General features: G+C 64.5%; 20 protein-coding genes. 10 read left to right on the forward strand and 10 right to left on the reverse strand.

The window, feature by feature from the left end; translation table 11 throughout:
- Nucleotides 1–8: 8 nt before the first annotated feature.
- Complete coding sequence (locus QRN59_RS04585) at nucleotides 9–1,607, reverse strand: ABC-F family ATP-binding cassette domain-containing protein (protein WP_236811100.1); 1,599 nt, start codon at nucleotides 1,605–1,607, stop codon at nucleotides 9–11.
- A 272-nt stretch (nucleotides 1,608–1,879) separates the two neighbouring features.
- Between QRN59_RS04585 and QRN59_RS04590 the strand changes: the two genes are divergently transcribed.
- From QRN59_RS04590 to QRN59_RS04605, 4 genes are all read left to right on the forward strand, one after another.
- A complete protein-coding gene (locus QRN59_RS04590; protein ID WP_284981336.1) occupies nucleotides 1,880–2,656 on the forward strand; it encodes a hypothetical protein in 777 nt (258 codons plus the stop codon).
- 160 nt (nucleotides 2,657–2,816) lie between these two features.
- Entirely contained in the window at nucleotides 2,817–3,431 is a 615-nt protein-coding gene (locus QRN59_RS04595) for a biotin transporter BioY (RefSeq protein WP_284981337.1), read from the forward strand.
- Between the two features lie 18 nt (nucleotides 3,432–3,449).
- Complete coding sequence (locus QRN59_RS04600; protein ID WP_284981338.1) at nucleotides 3,450–4,217, forward strand: energy-coupling factor ABC transporter ATP-binding protein; 768 nt, start codon at nucleotides 3,450–3,452, stop codon at nucleotides 4,215–4,217.
- Nucleotides 4,214–4,837 (forward strand): energy-coupling factor transporter transmembrane component T family protein, encoded by a 624-nt coding sequence (locus QRN59_RS04605; protein ID WP_284981339.1) that lies wholly within the window; start codon nucleotides 4,214–4,216, stop codon nucleotides 4,835–4,837. Before QRN59_RS04600 ends, QRN59_RS04605 begins: the two co-directional genes overlap by 4 nt.
- On the opposite strand, the gene QRN59_RS04610 is transcribed toward QRN59_RS04605, so the two are convergent.
- From QRN59_RS04610 to QRN59_RS04645, 8 genes are all read right to left on the reverse strand, one after another.
- On the reverse strand, nucleotides 4,834–6,051 hold the full coding sequence (locus QRN59_RS04610; protein WP_284981340.1) for a thiolase family protein: 1,218 nt from the start codon (nucleotides 6,049–6,051) through the stop codon (nucleotides 4,834–4,836). The two genes, QRN59_RS04605 and QRN59_RS04610, sit on opposite strands and share 4 nt — an antisense overlap.
- The gene (locus QRN59_RS04615; protein WP_284981341.1) at nucleotides 6,044–7,471 is read right to left on the reverse strand and encodes a class I adenylate-forming enzyme family protein; all 1,428 of its coding nucleotides are present in this window, start codon (nucleotides 7,469–7,471) and stop codon (nucleotides 6,044–6,046) included. The genes QRN59_RS04610 and QRN59_RS04615 overlap by 8 nt, the downstream gene beginning before the upstream one ends.
- Before the next feature lie 198 nt (nucleotides 7,472–7,669).
- Nucleotides 7,670–8,002, reverse strand: a complete 333-nt coding sequence (locus QRN59_RS04620) for a metal-sulfur cluster assembly factor (protein WP_059389266.1) — start codon at nucleotides 8,000–8,002, stop codon at nucleotides 7,670–7,672.
- 14 nt (nucleotides 8,003–8,016) lie between these two features.
- A complete protein-coding gene (gene sufC / locus QRN59_RS04625; protein WP_284981342.1) occupies nucleotides 8,017–8,811 on the reverse strand; it encodes a Fe-S cluster assembly ATPase SufC in 795 nt (264 codons plus the stop codon).
- 38 nt (nucleotides 8,812–8,849) lie between these two features.
- Nucleotides 8,850–9,206: a non-heme iron oxygenase ferredoxin subunit gene (locus QRN59_RS04630; protein WP_184735328.1), complete on the reverse strand. Its 357-nt coding sequence runs from the start codon at nucleotides 9,204–9,206 to the stop codon at nucleotides 8,850–8,852.
- Nucleotides 9,207–9,232: 26 nt separating this feature from the next.
- The gene (sufD, locus tag QRN59_RS04635) at nucleotides 9,233–10,561 is read right to left on the reverse strand and encodes a Fe-S cluster assembly protein SufD (protein WP_284981343.1); all 1,329 of its coding nucleotides are present in this window, start codon (nucleotides 10,559–10,561) and stop codon (nucleotides 9,233–9,235) included.
- Between the two features lie 2 nt (nucleotides 10,562–10,563).
- Entirely contained in the window at nucleotides 10,564–12,039 is a 1,476-nt protein-coding gene (gene sufB / locus QRN59_RS04640; protein ID WP_284981344.1) for a Fe-S cluster assembly protein SufB, read from the reverse strand.
- An 11-nt stretch (nucleotides 12,040–12,050) separates the two neighbouring features.
- On the reverse strand, nucleotides 12,051–12,869 hold the full coding sequence (locus tag QRN59_RS04645) for a helix-turn-helix transcriptional regulator (RefSeq protein ID WP_502871023.1): 819 nt from the start codon (nucleotides 12,867–12,869) through the stop codon (nucleotides 12,051–12,053).
- A 101-nt stretch (nucleotides 12,870–12,970) separates the two neighbouring features.
- On the opposite strand from QRN59_RS04645, the gene QRN59_RS04650 reads away from it, so the two are divergent.
- From QRN59_RS04650 to QRN59_RS04660, 3 genes are read left to right on the forward strand one after another with little or no spacing between them, the layout of a single operon-like run.
- Complete coding sequence (locus QRN59_RS04650) at nucleotides 12,971–13,936, forward strand: ABC transporter ATP-binding protein (RefSeq protein WP_284981346.1); 966 nt, start codon at nucleotides 12,971–12,973, stop codon at nucleotides 13,934–13,936.
- Nucleotides 13,933–14,709: an ABC transporter permease gene (locus QRN59_RS04655; RefSeq protein WP_284981347.1), complete on the forward strand. Its 777-nt coding sequence runs from the start codon at nucleotides 13,933–13,935 to the stop codon at nucleotides 14,707–14,709. Before QRN59_RS04650 ends, QRN59_RS04655 begins: the two co-directional genes overlap by 4 nt.
- A gap of 59 nt (nucleotides 14,710–14,768) precedes the next feature.
- Nucleotides 14,769–15,713, forward strand: coding sequence for a COX15/CtaA family protein (locus QRN59_RS04660; RefSeq protein WP_284981348.1), 945 nt, complete (start codon nucleotides 14,769–14,771; stop codon nucleotides 15,711–15,713).
- A 160-nt stretch (nucleotides 15,714–15,873) separates the two neighbouring features.
- Here the strand turns inward: QRN59_RS04660 and QRN59_RS04665 are convergent, their stop codons facing one another.
- Nucleotides 15,874–16,836, reverse strand: coding sequence for a heme o synthase (locus QRN59_RS04665; protein ID WP_284981349.1), 963 nt, complete (start codon nucleotides 16,834–16,836; stop codon nucleotides 15,874–15,876).
- 412 nt (nucleotides 16,837–17,248) lie between these two features.
- On the opposite strand from QRN59_RS04665, the gene tkt reads away from it, so the two are divergent.
- From tkt to QRN59_RS04680, 3 genes are read left to right on the forward strand one after another with little or no spacing between them, the layout of a single operon-like run.
- Nucleotides 17,249–19,366, forward strand: a complete 2,118-nt coding sequence (gene tkt, locus QRN59_RS04670; RefSeq protein WP_284981422.1) for a transketolase — start codon at nucleotides 17,249–17,251, stop codon at nucleotides 19,364–19,366.
- Nucleotides 19,367–19,423: 57 nt separating this feature from the next.
- The gene (tal, locus tag QRN59_RS04675; RefSeq protein ID WP_284981350.1) at nucleotides 19,424–20,542 is read left to right on the forward strand and encodes a transaldolase; all 1,119 of its coding nucleotides are present in this window, start codon (nucleotides 19,424–19,426) and stop codon (nucleotides 20,540–20,542) included.
- Between the two features lie 5 nt (nucleotides 20,543–20,547).
- Nucleotides 20,548–22,179 carry a glucose-6-phosphate isomerase gene (locus QRN59_RS04680; RefSeq protein ID WP_284981351.1) on the forward strand — a complete coding sequence of 544 codons (1,632 nt, stop codon included), beginning with the start codon at nucleotides 20,548–20,550 and terminating at the stop codon, nucleotides 22,177–22,179.
- Nucleotides 22,180–22,194: the final 15 nt, after the last annotated feature.

The following is a 22,194-nucleotide window of genomic DNA, read 5'->3' on the forward strand; positions in this document are numbered from 1 at the left end:
CTCGCACCTTAAGCGAGGGTGATGAGGTCCAGGTAGTCTTCGTTCCAGTGGTCCTCGACGCCGTCCGGAAGCAGGACCACGCGTTCCGGGTTCAGCGCCTGCACGGCGCCTTCATCGTGGCTGACGAGCACGACGGCGCCGGAATAGTTTCGCAGTGCGCCGAGGATCTCAGCGCGGCTGGCGGGGTCGAGGTTGTTGGTGGGCTCGTCAAGGAGCAGCACGTTGGCACTCGAGGCCACGATCGTGGCGAGGGCTAGTCGCGTCTTCTCACCACCGGAAAGCACGCCTGCCGGCTTGTCGACGTCGTCACCCGAAAACAGGAAGGAACCGAGGATCCCGCGGACCTCTGCATCCTTCATGTCCGGAGCCGATGAACGCATGTTCTCCAGGACGGTGCGGTCGTGGTCCAGGGTTTCGTGTTCCTGCGCGTAGTAGCCCACTTTGAGCCCGTGGCCCGGGACGATGTCGCCGGTGTCCGGTTTGTCCACCCCCGCAAGCATCCGCAGGAGGGTGGTCTTGCCGGCACCGTTGAGGCCAAGGATGACCACCTTGGAGCCACGGTCGATTGCCAGGTCCACGTCGGTGAAGATTTCCAGCGAGCCGTAGGACTTGCTCAAACCCTCAGCCGTGAGCGGAGTCTTGCCGCACGGAGCAGGATCCGGGAAACGCAAAGCTGCCACGCGGTCATTCTCGCGGACTGCTTCCAAGCCGCCGAGCAGCCGTTCGGCACGCTTCGCCATGTTCTGCGCCGCCACGGCTTTGGTGGCCTTGGCACGCATCTTGTTGGCCTGGTCCATGAGGACCTGGGCCTTCTTCTCGGCATTGGCGCGTTCGCGCTTGCGGGCGCGCTCGTCGGTTTCACGCTGTTGCAGGTAGCGCTTCCAACCCATGTTGTAGAAGTCGATCTGCGCCCGGTTGGCGTCCAGGTGGTAAACCTTGTTCACCGTGGCTTCGAGGAGCTCCACATCGTGGCTGATCACAATCAGCCCGCCCTGGTGGCTCTTGAGGAAGTCGCGGAGCCAGGTGATGGAGTCCGCATCGAGGTGGTTGGTGGGTTCGTCCAAGAGGAGCGTTTCGGCGTCCGAGTAAAGGATCCTGGCCAGTTCCACGCGGCGGCGCTGGCCGCCGGAGAGTGTCTTGAGCGGCTGGTTCAGGAGCCGCTCGGGAAGTGCCAGGTTGGAGGAAATGGCTGCGGCTTCGGCCTCGGCCGCATAACCGCCTCCTGCGAGGAACTCGGCTTCCAAGCGGTCGTAGCGGTTCATGGCTTTGCGCTGGACCGTGGCGTCTTCGCTGGACATGTCCGTTTGGGCCTGTTTGAGCTTGCCCACCACCACGTCAAGGCCGCGGGCGGAAAGGATGCGGTCGCGTGCCAGCTGTTCCATGTCCGGGGTCCGCGGGTCCTGGGGCAAGTAGCCAATCTCACCACTGCGGGCAACCTTGCCAGCCGCCGGCAGTCCCTCGCCGGCAAGGACGCGGGTGAGGGTCGTCTTGCCTGCACCGTTCCGGCCCACCAGACCGATTTTGTCCCCCTTGTCCACGCGGAAGCTCACCTGGTCCATGAGCAGGCGGGCGCCGGCGCGCAGTTCGAGTTCCTGGACGGTAATCAATTCGGGGGATGCCTTTCAATGGGGAACACCCGCAGCGCCGGAGGTCAAGGCGCGGCTGAAGTGGAGGGGCCGAACAAACGGCCTTTATGATTCTACCGCCCACCAGCTCGCCCGCTCGCCAGCGCCCGGGATGCATGCGGATGATCCCGAAATAGTAAGTACCCTTGCTACTATATTCGGCGCGTGGTTAGGTAAAGGTAGGACCCAGGAGGGAGCGCCGGCATTGCGGCTCAGAGATGAATCCGATTGGACGATTACGAGGGAGGCTCTCGATGAGCAGTGCAACAGGATCCGATGGCAAACACGTCAGGGCCGACCGCAGCCAGGATGAAGTCCCGGACGCCGCCGAACAACGGCGGGACCGGGTAGCCGATGTACGTGGAACTGGCCCTGGTGATGTTGACGAGAGCTATGTTGACACAACGAGCAGCTATCCCGTGGTTCCCGCAGCTTCCGACCCAAGCGCCGCAACCCGTGAGACGGTCATCGCCCGCGAAAAGGAGCAGTTCGGCGGAATCAAGATTGGCTCGGCCTTCTTCGGCTGGCTGACCGCCACGGGGATGGCCGTGCTATTGGTCGCCATCCTGGCAGCGGCGGGGATTGCCGTTGGACTCGCCAACAACGCGAACGTCAGTGACGCAGTGAACCTGGCGTCATCGCAGACCGTCGGCATGGCGGGGATCATCGCGCTCCTGGTGATCCTGTTCCTTTCCTATTATTGCGGCGGCTACGTTGCCGGACGCATGGCCCGGTTCAACGGCGTCAGGCAAGGGCTGATGGTCTGGTTTTGGGCAATTATCGTCGCCGTGCTGGTGGCGTTGCTGGGCTTGCTCGCCGGACCGCGGTTCAACATCCTCGCCAACGTGAACAGCTTCCCGAGGATCCCCGTGAATGAGGGACAGCTGAGCACAACCGGCATCATCGCCGCCGTCGTGGTGGCAGTAGTGACCCTTGTCGCCGCGGTACTGGGCGGACTGGCCGGCATGCACTACCACCGCAAGGTGGACCGGGCGGGCTTCACCCCAACAGCGGAGGACGTCGAAGCTTAGCCAAGGCCACCCCGGTCCGCCAACCGCGGCACTCTTTGTACCTTGACCCCAACGCCTTGCCGCGCAGCTCGTGGACACCCTACAAAATGCTGTGCCAGGCCGCTCTGTAGTGTCGGTTTGAGGGGATCCATTCCGCCCCCAGGCACAGACAGGACACACCATGAGCAGCACAGAAACCGCTTCCACGCCACGAACCCCTCCCCGCGCCCGCTGGACGTCTACGGACATCGGCCTCATCGCGGTATTCGCGGGCCTCGTGGCCGCCTCGACGCTGGTTCCGGGCATTCCCGTCGGCGCCCTCGGCGTGCCGATCACCCTGCAGACCCTCACTGTCATCCTGACTGGCCTCGTGCTCGGCGGCGGGCGGGCCTTTGCGGCCGTCGGGCTTTACACGCTGCTCGGTTTCGCGGGACTGCCGATCTTCAGCGGAGGCCGCAGCGGGCTCGGTATCCTGGCCACACCGCCGGCCGGCTACATCATCGCGTTTCCCTTGGCGGCGGCCGCCACCGGCTGGCTGGCAGCGATCGTGATCCGCAAGACCGTCAAGCACCGTGCCGTGTTCCTGTTTGCCGCCGCCATGATCAGCACGATCGTCCTCATCCACGGCCTCGGAGTGCTTGGCTTCATGGTCAATGGCAAGTTCGACTTCGCCAAGGCATTCCTGGCCGACCTGCCCTACTACCCCGGCGACACCATCAAGAACGTCCTTGCGGCGATCATCGCCGTCGCGCTCCACAAGGCCTTCCCGGACATCCTGGTCCGCCGCGTCAAATAAAGCAGGAACAATCAGTACATGAACACCATCATTCTCAGCGACGTCTCAGTCCGCGTCGCCATCGATGGCAGCCCGGCGCCCAAGACTTTGCTGCAGGACGTCTCCTTGGAACTCACAGAGCAACGCATCGCGGTCATCGGGGCCAACGGCTCGGGAAAGTCCACCCTGCTGCGCTTGCTCAACGGCCTGGTGGCTCCAAGCGAAGGTACCGTCAGCGTCAACGGCGCGGACAGCATGCGGGACGTTCGTCAGGTCCGCAGCCAGGTGGGCTTCGTCTTCACCGATCCCCTCTCGCAGTTGGTCATGCCGACCGGGCGGGAAGATGTTGAACTCTCCTTGCGCCGTTCCATCAAGAACTCCAAAGAGCGCGCGGCCCGTGCCGAAGCCGTATTGCAACGCTTCGGGATCCTGGACCTCGCCGATCAGAGTATTTACGAGCTCTCCGGCGGGGAACGGCAGCTGCTCGCCCTCGCGGCCGTCCTCGCGGTGAATCCCGCCGTGCTGGTCCTCGACGAGCCTTCAACGCTGCTGGACCTGCGCAACCGGGAGCTGCTCAGGCGCACGCTTGCGGGCCTGGAGCAGCAGATCATCATGTCCACCCACGATCTCGATCTTGCCCTGGAGGCGGACCGTGCGTTGGTCGTGGATTGCGGGCGGATAGTGTTCGACGGCGGAGCAGCCGACGCCGTCGAACACTACCGCGCGCTGTGCGCAGGGGCCGCGTCGCCCGGCGAAATCCGCCGAGTCGCCGCTGAATCCCCGCAGGGCAAGGTGCAGGCGACATGAGGGGCCACGGGGTCCTGATCCCCAACTATGTGCGCGGCAACTCGATCGTGCACCGCACGCCCCTGTGGCTCAAGTTCCTGCTGGTTGCCGGCTGCGGGCTGGCATCGTTCCTGATTGTCGACTGGCTTGTCTCGGCCGTGGTCCTTGCCGTGATGTGCGGGCTTTTCCTGCTGAGCGGCGCGGGACTCAAACGCCTCGCGAGTTCCGCGTGGCTCGTGACGCCCATCCTCGTTGCGATCGGCGCGGTCCAATGGTGGCAGCTGGGCGGCCCCGTTGCGGCGCGGATTGTGCTGAATGTGCTTGTCTGCGTCGTCGCAGCGTCGGTACTTACGGTCACCACTCCGGTGCAGGCGTTGCTCGACGGGGTGGTTGCCCTGTCCAAGCCGTTCAAGCGTTTCGGTGCGGACCCTGAGCGCTTTGCGCTGACCATCGCCATCATGCTGCGCAGCCTTCCGTTCATTGCCGGCGCATTTTCCGATGTCCGTGACTCGGCCCGGGCCCGGGGGCTTGAACGCAATCCCCGCGCCTTGGTCTTGCCGGTATTCATCACCACGGTTGCCTATGCGCGGCAGACCGGCGACGCCCTGGCCGCGCGCGGCTTGGGCGACGCCGAAGACTAATCGCCCGTCAACTGTGAGTACTGGAACATCGCCGCCGTGCCCATTCCGCCTGCGATGCTGATCATCGCCAGCGCCAAGCTCTCCCGGCCCGGCTGCACTTCGGCAATCCTGCGGGCCTGGGCGAGTAGCCGTGTCACCAGGACGGCCCCCGACGCACCGTAGGCGTGTCCCAAGGCCAGCGCGCCGCCATCGAGGTCCGCCCGTTCCGGTTCCACTCCCAGTGCGTCAAGGCAGGCGAGCGTCTGCGAAGCGAATGCCTCGTTGAATTCCACGAGGTCCAGATTTTCGGGTTCAAGTTCCAGCTCCGCCAGCAACCGCTTGGCCGCCACTGACGCCCCGATACCCAGCAGTTCCGGGTCCACGCCAGCTGTGTCGCAACCCAGTACGAGCAATCCGTCGGCGGCACCAAGTTGCCGTGCCCGCTCCAGTGAAGTGATAACGACGGCGGAGGCCGCGTCAGCGTCGAAGCACGAGTTTCCGGCCGTCACGGTGCCGCCGGGTACGAAGGCCGGCGGGAAGCGGGCCATGAGTCCGGCCCTGAGGGACGCCCGGGGTCCGTCATCCGCCTGCACGACGGCGCCCCCCGCTTCCAAGGGAACAATTTCCGGGGCGAAGGTGCCCGCCGTCGTGGCAGCGACCGCCCGCTGGTGGCTCCGGAGGGCGAAATCGTCCTGTCGTTCGCGGCTGATGAAGAATTCCCGCGCCACATTTTCAGCGGCCACCCCCATGTCCGGGTCCCCGAACTCAGGCGGCACAAAGGTGGCGCGGGCGTAGAAGTCCGGCTCGCCGTCGGGGTCTGGACTTCGCCTGGCACGCAGCGGGGCAGTACTGATACTCTCCACTCCCCCGGCCAGGAAGACGCCGTTACCGCCCGCGGCTACGAGCCGGGACGCCAAGGCGATGGCGTCGAGTCCGGAACCGCACTGCCGGTCCACGGTCAGCCCGGGAACCCCCGCAGGCAGTCCCGCTCGCAATGCGGCATACCGGGCCAGGTTTCCGCCTCCGCCCACCGCATTGCCGATCACGACGTCGCTGACGTCCGAACCGGCAACACCCGCGGCCGTCAGGACTGAACGCAGGACCGGAGAGAGGAGCTCCTCGGCGCGAAGCGACTTCAGTTGACCGTTGGCGCGGCAAATAGGTGTACGCAGGGCGGCAATGATCACCGGCTGGCGCGAAGGGTCCAGCCCGGTGCCTGGCTCGCGGCTAGGCAAGGGGTTTCGCCCGGGGATCGTTGTTCTCAATCCAGTCGAGCAACATCTGGCGGCTGACCTTCCCACGATCCGTCACGGGCAATTCGGACAGCGTGAAATACCGCTGGGGTCGCTTGTCCCGTGCGAGCAAACCGTCCAGGCCCGTCTTGACTTGGGTTGCCGTCACCGAACCGTAGGCCAGAACGATTCCTGCGACAACTTTCTGGCCGCGGACTTCGTCCAGCATTCCGGCGGCGACCGCCGCCGAGACCCCGGGGACCGATGCCAGGGCGAGCTCTACCTCATGGGGATAGACGTTCCTCCCGGAGGTGATGATCATGTCGGATCGACGGCCGAGGATATGCAGGACACCGGAGTCCACATAGCCTTGGTCCCCCACCGTGTACCAACCGTCAAAGCACCGGAGCGCCTGGCCGTCGTCGCCCCACAAATACCCATTGCTGACCATGCCGGAGCGGACGCAGATGTTCCCGTCGGTCCCGTCGAGCACCTCCGCGCCGTCGTCGTCGATGATCTTGAGTTCGACGCCGGGAAACGGTCCGCCGATTCCCGTGCCGCCGGCGTCGAGCGGTTCCCCGGCAGCGAGGCGCGTTCCGGAAACGAAACTAAGCTCGGACGCGCCGTAGTACTCGAAAATTGCGGCATTGGGCGCCCAACGCCTGGCGGCTTCGAGGGTGCGGGCGTCCAGCTTCGAGCCTGCGCAGATGATGCTCCGCACGCCGGATGCGTCCACGCCTCCGGCCAGTCCGCGCTCGCTCAACAGGCGAAGCATGGTGGGCACCAGGACCAGGCGGGTGATGCCGTCGTAAGCGATGGCTGCGTGGACATCGCCGACGTCGAAGGTCTCCATGGTGTGGAAGGCCGCTCCGGCGTACAGGCATTCGGACAGGGCGTACAGGTTCAAGCTCGCGGCCAGCGGTCCGGGCGCGAGGGTCCTGTCCTCCGGTGCCAGCCCGAAGAATTCGATGGAAGCGTCAAACGAAACCTGCCACGAACGCCGTGTACGGGTGAAGGCCTTGGGTACGGACGTGGTTCCGGAGGTCAGGCCGATCAGGAAGGTCGTGTCGGGATGGCCGTCGGACAGCTCGTCGCCATCACCTAGCTGGCGGCCTGCGGCGGAGGTCTGGGCGGCGGCGGGCCCGGCTTGTCCGATCCTCTGCGCGACCTCATCGATCATGGGCTGCGGCCACAACGGGTCGAGCACGGCGCAGCGCCGCTCGCCGGCCACAGCGGCCGTGTAGGCCGCCACGAAGTCCAGGGAATTGGGCTCGGCGAGTACCGTCGTCGCGCCCGTTTCCCCGAGACGCAAGGTTGCGGCGTCCCGAAGGCCAGCCCAGTTGAGCCGTTTACCGCCAACGACGACCGCAGTGTCGTCGGGGCGTTCGTCGGCCCAGAGCTGAAGTTTGTCCAGGAAAGGCATCATCGAATTTTAGCCTGTACCGCACGCCCAGAACCTTCTGTGACGCCTATCGCTCCCCACCGGCCCCCCTCGCCTCACAAGTTCGGCCAGGGAACCCTGCCGGCGTGGGCCCAGCGCCCTTTTGGGCACGACGACGGCCGGCCACCTTCGCTGGAAGGTGACCGGCCGTCGTCGTATTCTGAGCAAGCGGTGGGGATCCTAGATGTTGAAGCCGAGGGCCCGCATCTGGTCTTTGCCGTCGTCCGTGATCCGCTCGGGGCCCCACGGCGGCATCCATACCCAGTTGAGGCGCCAATCGTCCACGATGCCGTCGAGCGACTGGCCGACTTGCTCTTCAAGGACATCCGTCAGCGGGCAGGCAGCCGTCGTCAACGTCATGTCGATGAGCAGGGCGCCGTCCTCTTCCGAGTACTTCAGACCGTAGAGCAGCCCAAGGTCCACCACGTTGACACCGAGTTCCGGGTCAATGACATCCTTGAGCGCCTCCTCGACGTCCTCGAGGCTGGTGCGAGCCGCGTTGATTTCGGTCATGGCGGGAGTCCTAACTAGGCCTGTGCTGCTGTGGCAGCAGCGATGGTGGCTGCGCCGGCGCCCGTGGCGTAACGGTCGTAGCCTTCTTCTTCGAGGCGGTCGGCCAGTTCAGGGCCGCCCTCTTCGACAACCTGGCCATCAACAAACACGTGGACGAAGTCCGGCTTGATGTAGCGCAGGATACGGGTGTAGTGGGTGATGAGCAAGGTACCCATGTTGCCCGTGGCGTGGGCGCGGTTGACGCCCTCGGAGACGACCTTGAGCGCGTCGACGTCCAGGCCGGAGTCGGTCTCGTCAAGCACGGCGAACTTCGGCTTGAAGAGTTCGAGCTGGAGGATCTCCACGCGCTTCTTCTCGCCGCCGGAGAAGCCCTCGTTGACGTTGCGCTGTGCGAAGTCGGCGTCGATACGCAGCTGCTGCATGGCCGCCTTGACGTCCTTGGTCCAGGTGCGGAGGGCGGGAGCTTCGCCGTCGATTGCCGTCTTGGCGGTGCGCAGGAAGTTGGTCATGGTGACGCCCGGAACCTCTACGGGGTACTGCATGGCCAGGAAGACGCCTGCACGGGCGCGCTGGTCAACGCTCATGGCCAAGACGTCTTCGCCGTCGAGCGTGATGGTGCCCCTCGTGACGTTGTAGCGCGGGTGGCCGGCAATGGTGGACGCCAGGGTGGATTTGCCCGAACCGTTGGGGCCCATGATTGCGTGGGTCTCGCCGGTCTTGATCGTCAGGCTGACGCCCTTCAGGATCTCCTTGGTGCCCTGCTCCGTCTCGATGCTGACGTGCAGGTCCTTGATCTCAAGAGTAGACATGCTCTTCTTTCTTTCGTAAGTCTTTAGGCACTTGGCGCTCAGTAGTTCTGTACTGAAGCGCCGTTCACAACGTTGGTCACGTCCACGTAGACGTCGTCACCGTCGAGGGTGACGGCGAAAACGGGGACGGGGTCATAGGCAGGGAGCTGCAAGGGCTGTCCAGTGCGGAGATCGAACTGGGAGCCGTGGCCCCAGCATTCGATCGCGCAGCCTTCGATTTCACCCTCGGCGAGCGAAATGTCGGCATGCGAGCAGGTGTCGCCGATGGCGTGGATCTGTCCCATCGAGTCCTTGACGATGGCCACCGGGTAGTCATCGATCAGGATGCGCAGCGCCTGCTTGACCTGGATCTCGTTGGCGTTGCATACCAGTTCGCCTTGTGGCTGTTCGCTCATAGTCTGTTTTCCCTGCTTGGCTTGTATTAGTTGTCGCTCGCGGCGAGCTCGCGCTCAACAGCTTCGGTCAGGCGCTCTTCGAGTTCCGGTACCTTGATCTGCTGGATGATCTCGTTGAGGAAGCCACGGACCACCAAACGGCGGGCTACGTCTTCAGGGATGCCGCGTGCCATGAGGTAGAACAAGTGTTCGTCATCGAAGCGGCCGGTGGCGCTGGCGTGGCCGGCACCCTCGATCAGGCCGGTTTCGATTTCCAGGTTCGGCACGGAGTCCGCGCGTGCACCGTCCGTGAGGACCAGGTTGCGGTTGGCCTCGTAAGAGTCGGTGCCTTCTGCTTCCTTGCGGATCAGGACGTCGCCCACCCACACGGTGTGTGCGTTGCGGCCCTGCAGGGCACCCTTGTACAGCACACGGGACTTGCAGTTGGCAACGGCGTGGTCGACAAACAGGCGCTGCTCGAGGTGCTGGCCGGCGTCGGCGAAGTACAGGCCGAACATCTCGGCTTCCGCGCCGGGAGCCGTGAAGCGCGTGGACGGAGTCATGCGCACGACATCGCCGCCGAGGCTGACCACGATGTGCTTGAACTTGGCGTCACGGCCCAGCTTGGCCTGCTGCGACGATGCGTGAACGGCGTCGTCGTTCCATTCCTGGAGCGAGATGACCGTCAGGTCGGCACCGTCTTCGACGAGGATTTCGACGTTCTCCGAAACGATCGCACTGCCCTGGTGGTCCAGGACGATCCGGGACTTCGAGAAGCGGCCTGCCACGATCACGATGTGCTGGGCGGAAGCTTCAGTGGAGGTGCCGGTCAGCAGGACGGACACTTCGCCGTCGAGCTGGAGCTCGGCGGGCACCGTGATCACGGTGGCCTCGGTAAAGTTCTCCCAAGCGTTGGCGGACACGCGGTCCTCCGGGATGGCTGCCGAGCCGATGCGGACGTCGTCCCGCCCCACAGTCTCGACGACGACGCCCTCCGGGGCGGTAACGGCGACGGACGGTGCCGAACCGGAGAGGACCTCGTTGTGAAGGCCGCGAAGCCGCTTGAGCGGGGTGAAGCGCCAGTCTTCTTCCAGCCCGGTGAGGGGCTTGAAGTCAGCCAGCTTGTACGAGGTCAGTCGACCTGCGCGCGAACTGTCCGGAATTCCAACGCCGCCGCCGTGGGAGTGGCTCTTGGCCGAGGCGCCCGCAAGCGGTCCGGCCGAAGGCGCCTGTGCCGACGTCTTTTCCGAGGTGGAAGATGTGTTGGTGCCGGTGTTGACCGGTGAGAGGTTCTCGCCCTCTTCGGTGAAGCCGTCAATAAAGGGGTGTGCCGATGGCGCGCCGATGCGGGCCTTTTCAGTAGTGATTTCAGTCATTGCTAACCGACGGATCCTTCCATCTGCAGTTCAATCAGGCGGTTGAGTTCAAGGGCATATTCCATAGGCAACTCACGGGCAATCGGCTCAATGAAGCCGCGCACGATCATGGCCATGGCCTCGTCCTCGGGCATACCGCGGGACATCAGATAGAAGAGCTGCTCCTCACTGACTCGGGAAACGGTGGCCTCGTGACCCATCACCACGTCATCCTCGCGGATGTCGATGTACGGATAGGTATCGGAACGGGAAATGGTGTCTACCAACAAAGCGTCGCAACGCACCGTGTTGGCGGAGTGCTTGGCGCCTTCGCGGACCTGGACCAGGCCCCGGTAGGCTGCACGACCGCCACCGCGGGCCACGGACTTGGAAATGATGGAGCTCTTGGTGTTCGGCGCGATGTGGACCATCTTCGAGCCGGTGTCCTGGTGCTGGCCTTCGCCGGCGAACGCGATGGACAGGGTCTCACCCTTGGCGTGCTCGCCGACCAGGTAGACAGCCGGGTACTTCATGGTCACCTTGGAGCCGATGTTGCCATCGATCCATTCCATGGTGGCGCCTTCTTCGCAGATGGCGCGCTTGGTGACCAGGTTGTACACGTTGGTGGACCAGTTCTGGATGGTCGTGTAACGGACGCGGGCGCCCTTCTTCACGATGATTTCCACCACGGCGGAGTGCAGCGAGTCCGAGGTGTAGATCGGAGCGGTGCAGCCTTCGATGTAGTGGACGTAGGAGTCCTCGTCCGCGATGATCAGGGTGCGCTCGAATTGACCCATGTTCTCGGTGTTGATGCGGAAGTAGGCCTGCAGCGGGATGTCCACGTGGACGCCCTTGGGGACGTACACGAAGGAACCGCCGGACCACACGGCCGTGTTCAGCGACGCGAACTTGTTGTCGCCCACCGGAATGATCGTGCCGAAGTACTCCTGGAAGATCTCCGGGTGCTCGCGGAGCGCGGTGTCGGTGTCCAGGAAGATAACGCCCTGCTTTTCCAGGTCCTCGCGGATCTGGTGGTACACAACCTCGGACTCGTACTGCGCGGCCACGCCGGACACGAGGCGGCTGCGCTCGGCTTCCGGGATGCCCAGCTTCTCGTAGGTGTTGCGGATGTCCTCGGGGAGGTCTTCCCACGTGGCAGCCTGCTTCTCGGTGGAGCGCACGAAGTACTTGATGTTGTCGAAGTCGATGCCGGAGAGGTCTGCACCCCAGGTGGGCATGGGCTTGCGGTCGAAGTACTTTAAGCCTTTCAGGCGGAGGTCCAGCATCCATTGCGGCTCGTTCTTCTTGGCCGAAATGTCGCGGACTACCTCTTCGTTGAGACCACGGCGTGCGTTGGCGCCGACGTCGTTCTTGTCAGCCCATCCGTACTCGTAGTTGCCGATACCGTGCAGCTCGGGATTCTTCTCCAGAATCTCCGAGATCACAGCACCGTCAGCTAGCGCTTTCTCTGCTGTTCCTTCAGCTAATTGACCCGTCATCACGGCCTTTCTTACTGATTGTTGGATTCGACATGGGGCGTGGCCCGCAACTTGGGAAACCCGAGGGCCTCCTTGGCGGCCGGCCTGCCTGTAGGAATGTGGGTGGTGCAGACATGCCCGCCCTGCGCGAGGGTGGAGAGCCTGCGGACATCGACGCCGACCAAACGGGAAAACAGTTCGGTTTCAGTGTCACAAAAAACGGGAAATTCCGCGGCGAGCTGCTGGATGGGGCAATGGCCCTGGCACAGCTGGACGCTCGAGAGGGAAGCGGGCAAGGGCGACTTGGTCTCAATCGACGCAGCCGATGCGACGTATCCGTCCCTGCTCAGCGCCTTGGACAGGGCCACAGCGCGGGCTGCGATGTCGGAACCCGCCCGGTCGACTTCGGGTGCGTAGCGCTGTTCCATCTCGGCGAAGCGCTCTACCGCATAGTCCCTGACAGCTTCTTCGCCTGCGAGGTCCCGCAGCCGCCGCAACGCGGAACTGGCAATATTCAGGTAGTCATCCCCGAGCTTCGACTGCCCTTGGGAGCTGAGGACATAGCGACGGGCCGGGCGGCCTGCGCCGGCACCCGCCTTCGCGACGCGTTTTACCTCGATGACCCCGGCACGCTGAAGGTGATCCAGATGCCGGCGGACAGCTGCAGGGGTGAAGCCCAGCATGTCTCCAAGTTCAGCCGCGCTGACGGGACCGTGCTCCAACACCGCGTTGAGAACACGGTCCCGGGTGCGGTCTTCCGCGTCGGCCACGCCGACGGCTGCGCCACCGGGCACAGGCACAACGGCGCTATGCCTTGCGGGCACGGAAACAGAACTCCTCATGGAATACACAACACAATCATGTCGTAATTTAGTCCGTGCATCCAGTAAGGCAAGGCTGGCCTGCGGCACCTTGCCGCCTGCACCCCTACTACTTCACGTAGAATACACTGGTGCGATCCCCCGAATCCCCTGTCCTCACCATCGATGGACTCATCAAGGACGTTGGCCCGCTGGCTTCCCTTGACGGCAAGATGCTCCGGGTAGTCAGCGGACTGGCAATGTTCGCAGAACGCGGCCAGATCACTGCCTTGCTTGGTGCCAACGGTGCAGGTAAGACAACAACGCTCGAATGCGCGCAAGGCCTTCAAAAGCGTACCGGCGGCCGCATCGAACTCCTCGGCGAAGACCCTGACACTGCCGGCGCGAACCTTCGTTCTCGCGTCGGCGTGATGCTGCAGGACGGCGGCCTCCCGCCGTCGGCCCGTCCCATTCCCTTGCTTCGGCACATTGCGGGCATGTACCGGAATCCCCTTCCCTTGGACGGACTCGTCGAACGTTTGGGCATCGACACCTTCAGCCGCACCGGAGTCCGCCGCTTGTCCGGCGGCCAAAAGCAACGGCTCTCGCTTGCGGCTGCCTTGATCGGCAACCCCGAAGTCCTGTTCCTGGACGAGCCCAGCGCGGGACTCGATCCCCAATCCCGCCAAATCGTCTTTGAGCTCATCGCCGAACTGCGGGACGCCGGCATGGGCATCATCCTCACCACGCACCTCATGGATGACGCCCAGAGACTTGCGGACTATGTCTACATCATCGACGCCGGCCGCAATGTCGCTGAGGGCACCGTCGCCGACTTGTTGAGCCACGGCCACGAGGCCATGGACGGAGTGACCGAACGCACCCTGTTCTTTGACGCCCCGGCCGGCCTGGATATCGCGGCGGCCATCGGCGACGAACTGACCATCACTGAAAGCCGGGCGGGCAGCTACGCGATCGCCGGCACCCTGACGCCGCAACATCTGGCGAAGCTCACGGCCTGGTGGGCCGAGAAGGGCATCATGCCGGCGTCCCTCCGCTTGGAGGCGCGCAGCTTGGAAGACGTTTTCCTGGACATTTCCGGAAGGGACATCCGATGACCAACGCAGCCCCCGCCCTCAGCACACCCCACGCCGGACCCGCGCCCTTGATGCGCAGGATCCTGCTGCAGGGCCGCTACGAAACTTTGACCATGATCCGGAACGGCGAGCAGCTGATCCTTGCGGTGATCATGCCCTTGCTGGCCTTGGTGGGACTCACCGTCACACCGCTGCTCGATGGCCTGGGCGCCAATCGCGTGGACATCGCAACCCCGGGCGTTCTCGCACTGTGTGCCATGTCCACGGCATTCACCGGCCAGGGCATTGCCACGGGCTTCGACCGCCGCTACGGCGTGCTCCGCTTCCTCTCGACCACTCCCCTTGGCCGGACCGGCCTCATCGCTGGCAAGATCATCGCCGTCTTGGCCGTCCTGGTCCTTCAGGTCCTGGTGATCGGCGCCGTGGCCGCTTTGCTGGGCTGGCATCCGCGTCCCGAAGGCTGGCTTCCCGGCCTGGGCCTGCTGGTTCTCGGTGCTGCAGCGTTCACTGCGCTCGGGCTCCTGGTTGCCGGCACCGTGCGGCCGGAGGCAACCCTCGCCATCACCAACCTGCTCTGGATTCTGCTGGGCGCCCTCGGCGGAATCGTGGTTCCTGCCGAGCGCTTGCCGGACCTCGCACAGAACATCGTGCATTTCCTGCCCTCCGGAGCCCTGGGACAGTCACTCAGGGACGCTTTCCTCCATGGCAGCGTCTCCCTGCCCTACGTTCTTGTGCTGTTGCTGTGGACAATCGTCCCTGGCGCGGCCGCCGTCCGCTGGTTCAAATGGAACTGAGCGTCCCGTTGTGGAACCGAACCGTCAGCGTGAATTGAGTACCGAGAATTGAGAAAACTGTGAGCACGGCTGCCCGCCTCCCGAAGTCCATCCAGCAGTTGACCGCCAAGCTCCCCACGGAAGTCAACAGCATCATTCGCAGGCTGGCGATGTTGTCCCTGATCGGCCAAGTGGTCCTGGTGGTCACCGGCGGCGCGGTCCGGCTGACATCCTCAGGGCTCGGCTGCCCTACATGGCCGCGCTGCACCAGCAGTTCCCTCGTGAACACGCCCGAGATGGGGATCCACGGCTTCATCGAATTCGGCAACCGCATGCTGACGTTCGCCTTGGCGGCCATCGCCGTCCTGATGCTGGTGTATCTGTGGAACCTCCGCAAGGAACGTCGCGACCTTTTCCTCTTGGCGGTGGGCCTGCTCGCCAGCATTCCGGCACAGGCCATCATCGGCGGCATCACCGTGCTGTCCAATCTGAACCCCTGGGTTGTCGGACTGCACTTCCTGGTTTCCATGGCCTTGGTCGTCTTCTCCACGCTCCTGGTCAACCGCGCATATGACCGGACCGGCCGCTTCATGAAACGGCCGTTGGCACCGATCCCGGGCGCAATGAGCCCCGTCATGACCGCCGTCGCATTTTTCTCGGCTGTCGCCGTGTGCCTCGGCGTCGTGGTGACCGGAGCCGGACCGCACGCCGGGGACGCCAACGCACCGCGCAACGACCTCGACTGGGACCTCTTCTCGCACATCCACGCAGTGCCGGCGTACCTCATCACGGCGGGAACCGTCTTCGCCGTCTACTTCGTCCTGCGCAAGGGAATCACCGGCCCGTTCCGCACTGCGGCGCTGCTGCTGCTTGCCGTGACGGTCCTGCAGGCGGTCATCGGCTTTGCCCAGTACTACAACGGCATCCCCGCCCTCCTGGTAGGCGCCCATATGTTGGGTGCCGCGCTGCTCATGAGTGCCGCCACGAACGCGGCGGATGTGGCACGGTTCAGCCCCAAGCTCTAGCGCCCCTAACAGCGCGCCGTCCTGACCCCCTTTGGCAGGAAAAAAGCCGCGACACACCCTATTCAAGGCGTGTCGCGGCCCTTCCAAATTCAAACAGGGTCAGGAAGGCGCGGCCCCCGATGTGGGCACGCGTCCCGGGCGTCCTCCGGTAGCGGGGCCGTCAGCCGCCGATGATCGGGGAACCGATGAACGGGTCCACCGCGAGGGCAATGAAGAGAAGGGTCAGGTAGCTGATGGAGCCGTGGAAGACCTTCATGGCTCCCTTGTTCGAGACGTCCCCGCCCTGTGCCCGGTTGTAGAGGGCGTGGGATTCATATAGGAACCAGGCGCCCGCAAAGACGGCGGCGATGGTGTACACCCAGCCCGCGCGGCCAACCGGCACCAAAAGCAGCGAGCACACCACCATGGCCCAGGCGTAGAGGACCACCTGGACGGAAACCACCTTGGCGCCGGCGATGGCACCGAGCATGGGGACGTTGGCGTTGCGGTAGTCCTCGCCGTACCGCATGGACAGCGGCCAGTAGTGCGGAGGAGTCCACAGGAAAATCACCATGAAGAGCACGACGGCGGGCCACTCGACAGTGTTTGTCACGGCCGCCCAGGCGATCAGCACCGGGAAGCAGCCGGCCGCACCGCCCCAGACGATGTTCTGGGCCGTGCGGCGCTTGAGGATCATCGTGTAGATGACAACGTAGAAAACAATCGCACCGAGGCCGAGCCACGCCGACAGCGGGTTGGCCCCGAACCACAGGATGAAGATGGAGGCGGCTCCAAGGATCCACGCGAAGACGAGTGCTTCGCGGGGGGTGACTTCGCCCGTCACGAGGGGCCGCTTCTCGGTGCGGTGCATCAACTTGTCGATATCGCGGTCGATGTAGCAGTTGAAGACCCCTGCGCTGCCGGCTGCGAAGGCGCCGCCCACCAACGTGGCCAGAATCAAGCCGATCGAGGGGAAGCCCCGCTGCGCAAAGATCATAGTTGGCAAGGTGCTGACCAACAGCAACTCGATCACGCGGGGTTTGGTCAGTGCCAGATACGCCTTGAACTTACGGGACATTCCGCGCTTCCCCGCAACCGGGGAAGCATTGAGGGGCGTATCTGTTGTGCTCACGTTGGCAGTCACTCTGTTCTTTGCTGGTGTTGTCAAGGCGGGTTTCCCGCGGCGGCGGCACCCCGCTTCGGCCTCCAGATATCATACCGTGGCCTGTCCGGCGCCACGGCACCCGGAATTTTCCTTTGTTTCCGAAAGTTCACCGGCGCTTGGCCGTCGACGTGATTCATAAAACGGAATATGCGTCCATTTTTTGAGATTCCCACCATTCGGGGCGGCGAACCGGGCTAAGCTGTCTGCAGATCAGCTCACGCAGGTTTCCGAGAAAGCGTATTCTCAGATTTGCATGTCTGGATGATAGATCAACGTTTCAATGGTGAACGGCTGGTAGGAACTTCGCAGCGGGCGCCATCCTGTGCCCGAGGCTTGCCATGTGCCGTCACCAGCCGTCAGCACAGAGAGGGGCTCGGTTTACGTGCCACATTTGGAAGAGCAAGAACTGACTTGGACAAGCCTGGACCAGCGCGCCGTGGACACCGTCCGCGTTTTGGCCGCTGACGCCGTCGAGAAGGTCGGCAACGGTCACCCGGGTACGGCCATGAGCCTTGCCCCGGCCGCCTACCTGCTGTTCCAGAAGCTGATGCGCCACGACCCGAAGCACCCGGACTGGATCGGCCGTGACCGGTTCGTCCTCTCCCCCGGACACACGTCGCTGACCCTGTACATCCAGCTGTTCCTTTCCGGCTACGGCCTGGAGCTGAAGGACCTTGAGGCCCTGCGCACCTGGGGTTCGCTGACCCCCGGCCACCCGGAGTACAAGCACACCGCCGGCGTCGAGATCACCACCGGCCCGTTGGGCCAGGGCCTGGCCTCCTCGGTGGGCTTCGCCTACTCGCAGCGCCGCCAACGCGGCTTGTTCGACGCCGATGCTCCCGCCGGCGAGAGCCCGTTCGACCACACCATCTGGGTCATCGCCTCCGACGGCGACCTCCAGGAAGGCGTCACCTCGGAAGCTTCCTCCCTGGCCGGGCACCAGGAACTGGGCAACCTCGTGGTGATCTACGACGAGAACCACATCTCCATCGAAGACGACACCGACATCGCGTTCACCGAAGACGTGCTCAAGCGCTACGAAGCCTACGGCTGGCACACCCAGCGCGTGGACTGGACCAAGACCGGCGAATACGTCGAAGACGTCCAGGAGCTCTACAGCGCCCTGCTCGCCGCGAAGGCCGAGACGTCCAAGCCGTCCATCATCTCGCTGCGCACCATCATCGGCTACCCCGCCCCCAAGAAGCAGAACACCGGCAAGATCCACGGTTCCGCCCTCGGCGCCGAGGAAGTCGCAGCACTGAAGGAAGTCCTGGGCTTCGACCCCCAGCGTTCCTTCCAGGTTGACGAGGACGTCCTGGCACACGCCCGTGCCGTCGTCGAACGCGGCGCAGCCGAGCGCAGCGAATGGCAGGCATCCTTCGAGGCATGGCAGACCGCCAACCCGGAGGGCGCTGCACTGCTTGAGCGGATCGAGGCCAAGAAGCTTCCTGTCGAGCTCGACGCCGCGCTGCCGGTGTTCGAAGCAGGCAAGGAAGTTTCCACCCGCGCCGCGTCCGGCAAGGTCCTGAACGCGATCGGCCCGGTCCTTCCGGAACTGTGGGGCGGCTCGGCCGACCTCGCCGAGTCCAACAACACCACCATCGAGGGTTCGCCGTCGTTCATTCCGGCCTCGCGCTCCACCGGCGCCTGGAAGGGCAACCCCTACGGCCGGGTGCTGCACTTCGGTATCCGCGAGCACGCCGCGGCGTCGATCGTGAACGGCATCTCGCTGCACGGCCGGACCCGGGCGTTCTCCGGCACGTTCCTGATCTTCAGTGACTACCAGCGTCCCGCGATCCGCCTTGGCGCCCTCATGGGTGTCCCGTCGCTATACGTCTGGACCCACGATTCCATCGGCCTGGGCGAAGACGGCCCCACCCACCAGCCGGTGGAACAGCTGTCCACCCTGCGCGCCATCCCGGGCCTGGACGTTGTCCGTCCCGGCGACGCCAACGAGGTTGCCGCAGCGTGGAAGACCATGCTGGAGAACCACGAGAACCCGGCAGGCATCGTGCTGACCCGCCAGAACATCCCGACCTACGCACGCGGCGAGGGCATTGCCGAGGGTGACACCTTCGGCTCCACCGCAGGCGTCGCAAAGGGCGGCTACGTCCTGGCAGAGGCTTCGAAGGACGGCGCCACGGTCCCGGCCGACGTCATCCTGATCGGCACCGGTTCCGAGGTCCAGCTCGCGGTGAACGCCCGCGAAGCGCTCCAGGCCGAAGGCATCGCCACCCGCGTCGTCTCGATGCCGTGCGTCGAGTGGTTCAACAAGCAGGACTCCGCCTACCGCGAGTCCGTCCTCCCGGCCGCCGTCAAGGCCCGCGTCTCGGTCGAAGCCGGCCTGGCACTGGGCTGGAAGGAATTCGTCGGCGACGCCGGACGCTCCATCAGCCTCGAGCACTTCGGCGCCTCGGCAGACTACAAGCGCCTCTTCAAGGAGTTCGGCATCACGGCAGAAGCAGTCGCCTCCGCCGCCAAGGACTCCCTCGCGGGTCTCAGTAGCTGAAAACGCGTCTGAGACGAATCCGACAGCAACGAACAGATTTCCAAGGAGATTAAAGAAATGACTACGACTCCCACCCAGCAGCTTTCCGACGCCGGTGTGTCCATCTGGCTTGACGACCTTTCCCGGGAACGCCTGTCCAGCGGCAGCCTGCAGAAGCTGATCGAAGAGAAGAACGTGGTTGGCGTCACCACCAACCCGTCCATCTTCCACGCCGCCATTACCGCAGGCAGCGACTACGACGCCGTGATTGCCGAAGAGGCCGCCAAGGGCGCCACCGTCGAAGAAACTGTCTTCGAGATCACCACCCGCGACGTTGCCGACGCGTGCGACCTCTTCGCCCCGGTCGCGGCAGCGAGCAAGGGCGTCGACGGCCGTGTCTCCATCGAGGTGGACCCCCGCCTGGCATGGGACACCGAAGGCACCATCGCCGAGGCCAAGCACCTGTACAAGAAGGTCAACAAGGACAACGTCCACATCAAGATCCCGGCAACCCTCGAAGGCCTCGCCGCCATCACGGCAACCCTGGCCGAAGGCATCAGCGTCAACGTGACCCTGATCTTCTCCCTGGAGCGCTACCGCGCCGTCATCAACGCCTTCCAGTCCGGCCTCGAGCTGGCCAAGGAAAACGGCCACGACCTCTCCAAGATCCACTCCGTGGCGTCGTTCTTCGTTTCCCGCGTGGACTCCGAGATCGACAAGCGCCTCAATGCCATCGGCACCGATGAAGCGAAGGCCCTCAAGGGCAAGGCAGGCGTTGCCAACGCCCGCCTGGCGTACCAGGTTTACGAAGAGCTGTTCTCCACCGAGCGCTGGGCAGTCCTGGCCACAGCCGGCGCGCTCCCGCAGCGCCCGCTGTGGGCTTCGACCGGTGTGAAGGACCCGGCCTACCCGGACACCCTGTACGTCACCGAGCTGGTCGCCGCCGGCGTCGTCAACACCATGCCGGAAAAGACCCTCGACGCCACGTTCGACCACGGCGTTGTCACCGGTGACACCGTCTCCGGAACCTACGAGGAAGCAAACAGCGTCCTCAACGCACTGGAAGGCCTGGGCATCTCCTACAACGACGTCGTCGCAATCCTCGAATCCGAGGGCCTGGACAAGTTCGTCGCCAGCTGGAAGGAACTTCTGGCCGACGTCGAAGGCGCCCTCGCCTCTGCACGGAAGGCTTCCTAACCCACATGAGCACTCTCAGCTACGACGCCAGCGGTGCTGCGCAGCAGGCCATTGAGCAGCACATCCCGGCACTTGTCGAAGACCGGATTGCCACGAGGATTTTCGCGAAGGACCACACTCTGTGGGGTCCCGACGCGGAGTCCGAATCCGCCATCCGTCTCGGATGGGTGGAAGCGGCAACCGTTTCCCAGCCCTTGGTCGAAGGAATCCTGGAACTCCGGGATGCCCTCCGGGCCGAAGGCGTCTCCCGCATTGTCCTGTGTGGCATGGGCGGCTCTTCACTTGCCCCCGAGGTCATTGCCGGCACCGCTGGCGTCGAGCTGACCGTGCTGGACAGCACAGACCCCGAACAGGTCGGTGCTGCCCTCGCGGACCGCTTGGCCGAGACCGCCATCGTGGTCTCTTCCAAGTCAGGCTCCACCGTGGAAACCGACTCACAGCGACGGGTATTCGAGCAGGCCTTCACCGAGGCCGGCATCGATGCCAAGAGCCGGATCGTCATCGTGACCGATCCCGGTTCCCCTCTGGACAAGGCCTCCCGTGAAGCCGGCTACCGTGCCGTCTTCAATGCCGACCCGAACGTCGGAGGCCGCTTTTCGGCGCTGACGGCTTTCGGATTGGTCCCGAGTGGCCTCGCCGGAGTCGACATCCAGGCATTCCTGGATGAGGCCGAGGAAGCTGCGGAAATCCTCAACGAGGACTCCCCCGAAAACATCGGGCTCCGGCTCGGTGCTGCGCTCGGCGGAACCACCCCGTTGCGCAACAAGATCGTCATCGTCGAAGACGGTTCCGGAATCGTCGGATTTGCGGACTGGGCCGAGCAGCTCATTGCCGAGTCCACCGGCAAGCTCGGCACGGGGGTTCTGCCGGTTGTTGCAGGTCCTGCGGCGCCCGAGGTCAGCAGCGGCGCGGAAGACGTCCTGGTGGTCCGCCTTGTCGGTGCGGAATCCGACGTCGAACTCGGTGAAAACGAGGCCGCGATCGCCGGTGGCCTGGCCACCCAGATGTTCGTCTGGGAATTCGCTACCGCGGTCGCAGGGCGCCTGCTCGGCATCAACCCCTTTGACCAGCCCGACGTCGAGGCAGCCAAGATCGCCGCGCGCGGACTTTTGGACGCGCGTCCCGAGCCGACGCCGGCGAACTTCGTCGACGGCGCGATCGAGGTCCGCGGTGGTGCGTGGCTCGGCGACGCGGCAACGGCGGCCGACGCCGTCAAGGCGCTCCTCGGCGAACTCGGCACGGACGGCTACCTCAGCGTGCAGGCATATTTCGACCGGATCGCGTTCGCGCAGCTGGAAGGCATCCGCGACGAACTCGCCGGCGTCAGCGGCCGTCCGGTCACTTTCGGCTGGGGTCCGCGCTTCCTGCACTCCACCGGACAGTTCCACAAGGGCGGGCCGGCCATCGGTTCGTTCCTGCAGGTGACGGCTTCTGCGACCGGCGATATCGCCATTCCGGAGCGGCCGTTTACTTTCGGTCAGCTGATTGCGGCCCAGGCGGCCGGCGATGCCCAGGTTCTTGAGAACCACGGCCGTCCGGTCCTGCGGCTGCACCTCACGGATCGTGGGGCCGGCGTTGCCCAGCTCCAGGACATTGTCGCCGCGTTGGCCGGCCAGGCCAGCGCGCTCGAAAGCTAAGGCACAAACCCAAAC

Source organism: Arthrobacter sp. efr-133-TYG-118, assembly GCF_030209755.1.
Classification (GTDB): Bacteria; Actinomycetota; Actinomycetes; order Actinomycetales; family Micrococcaceae; genus Arthrobacter.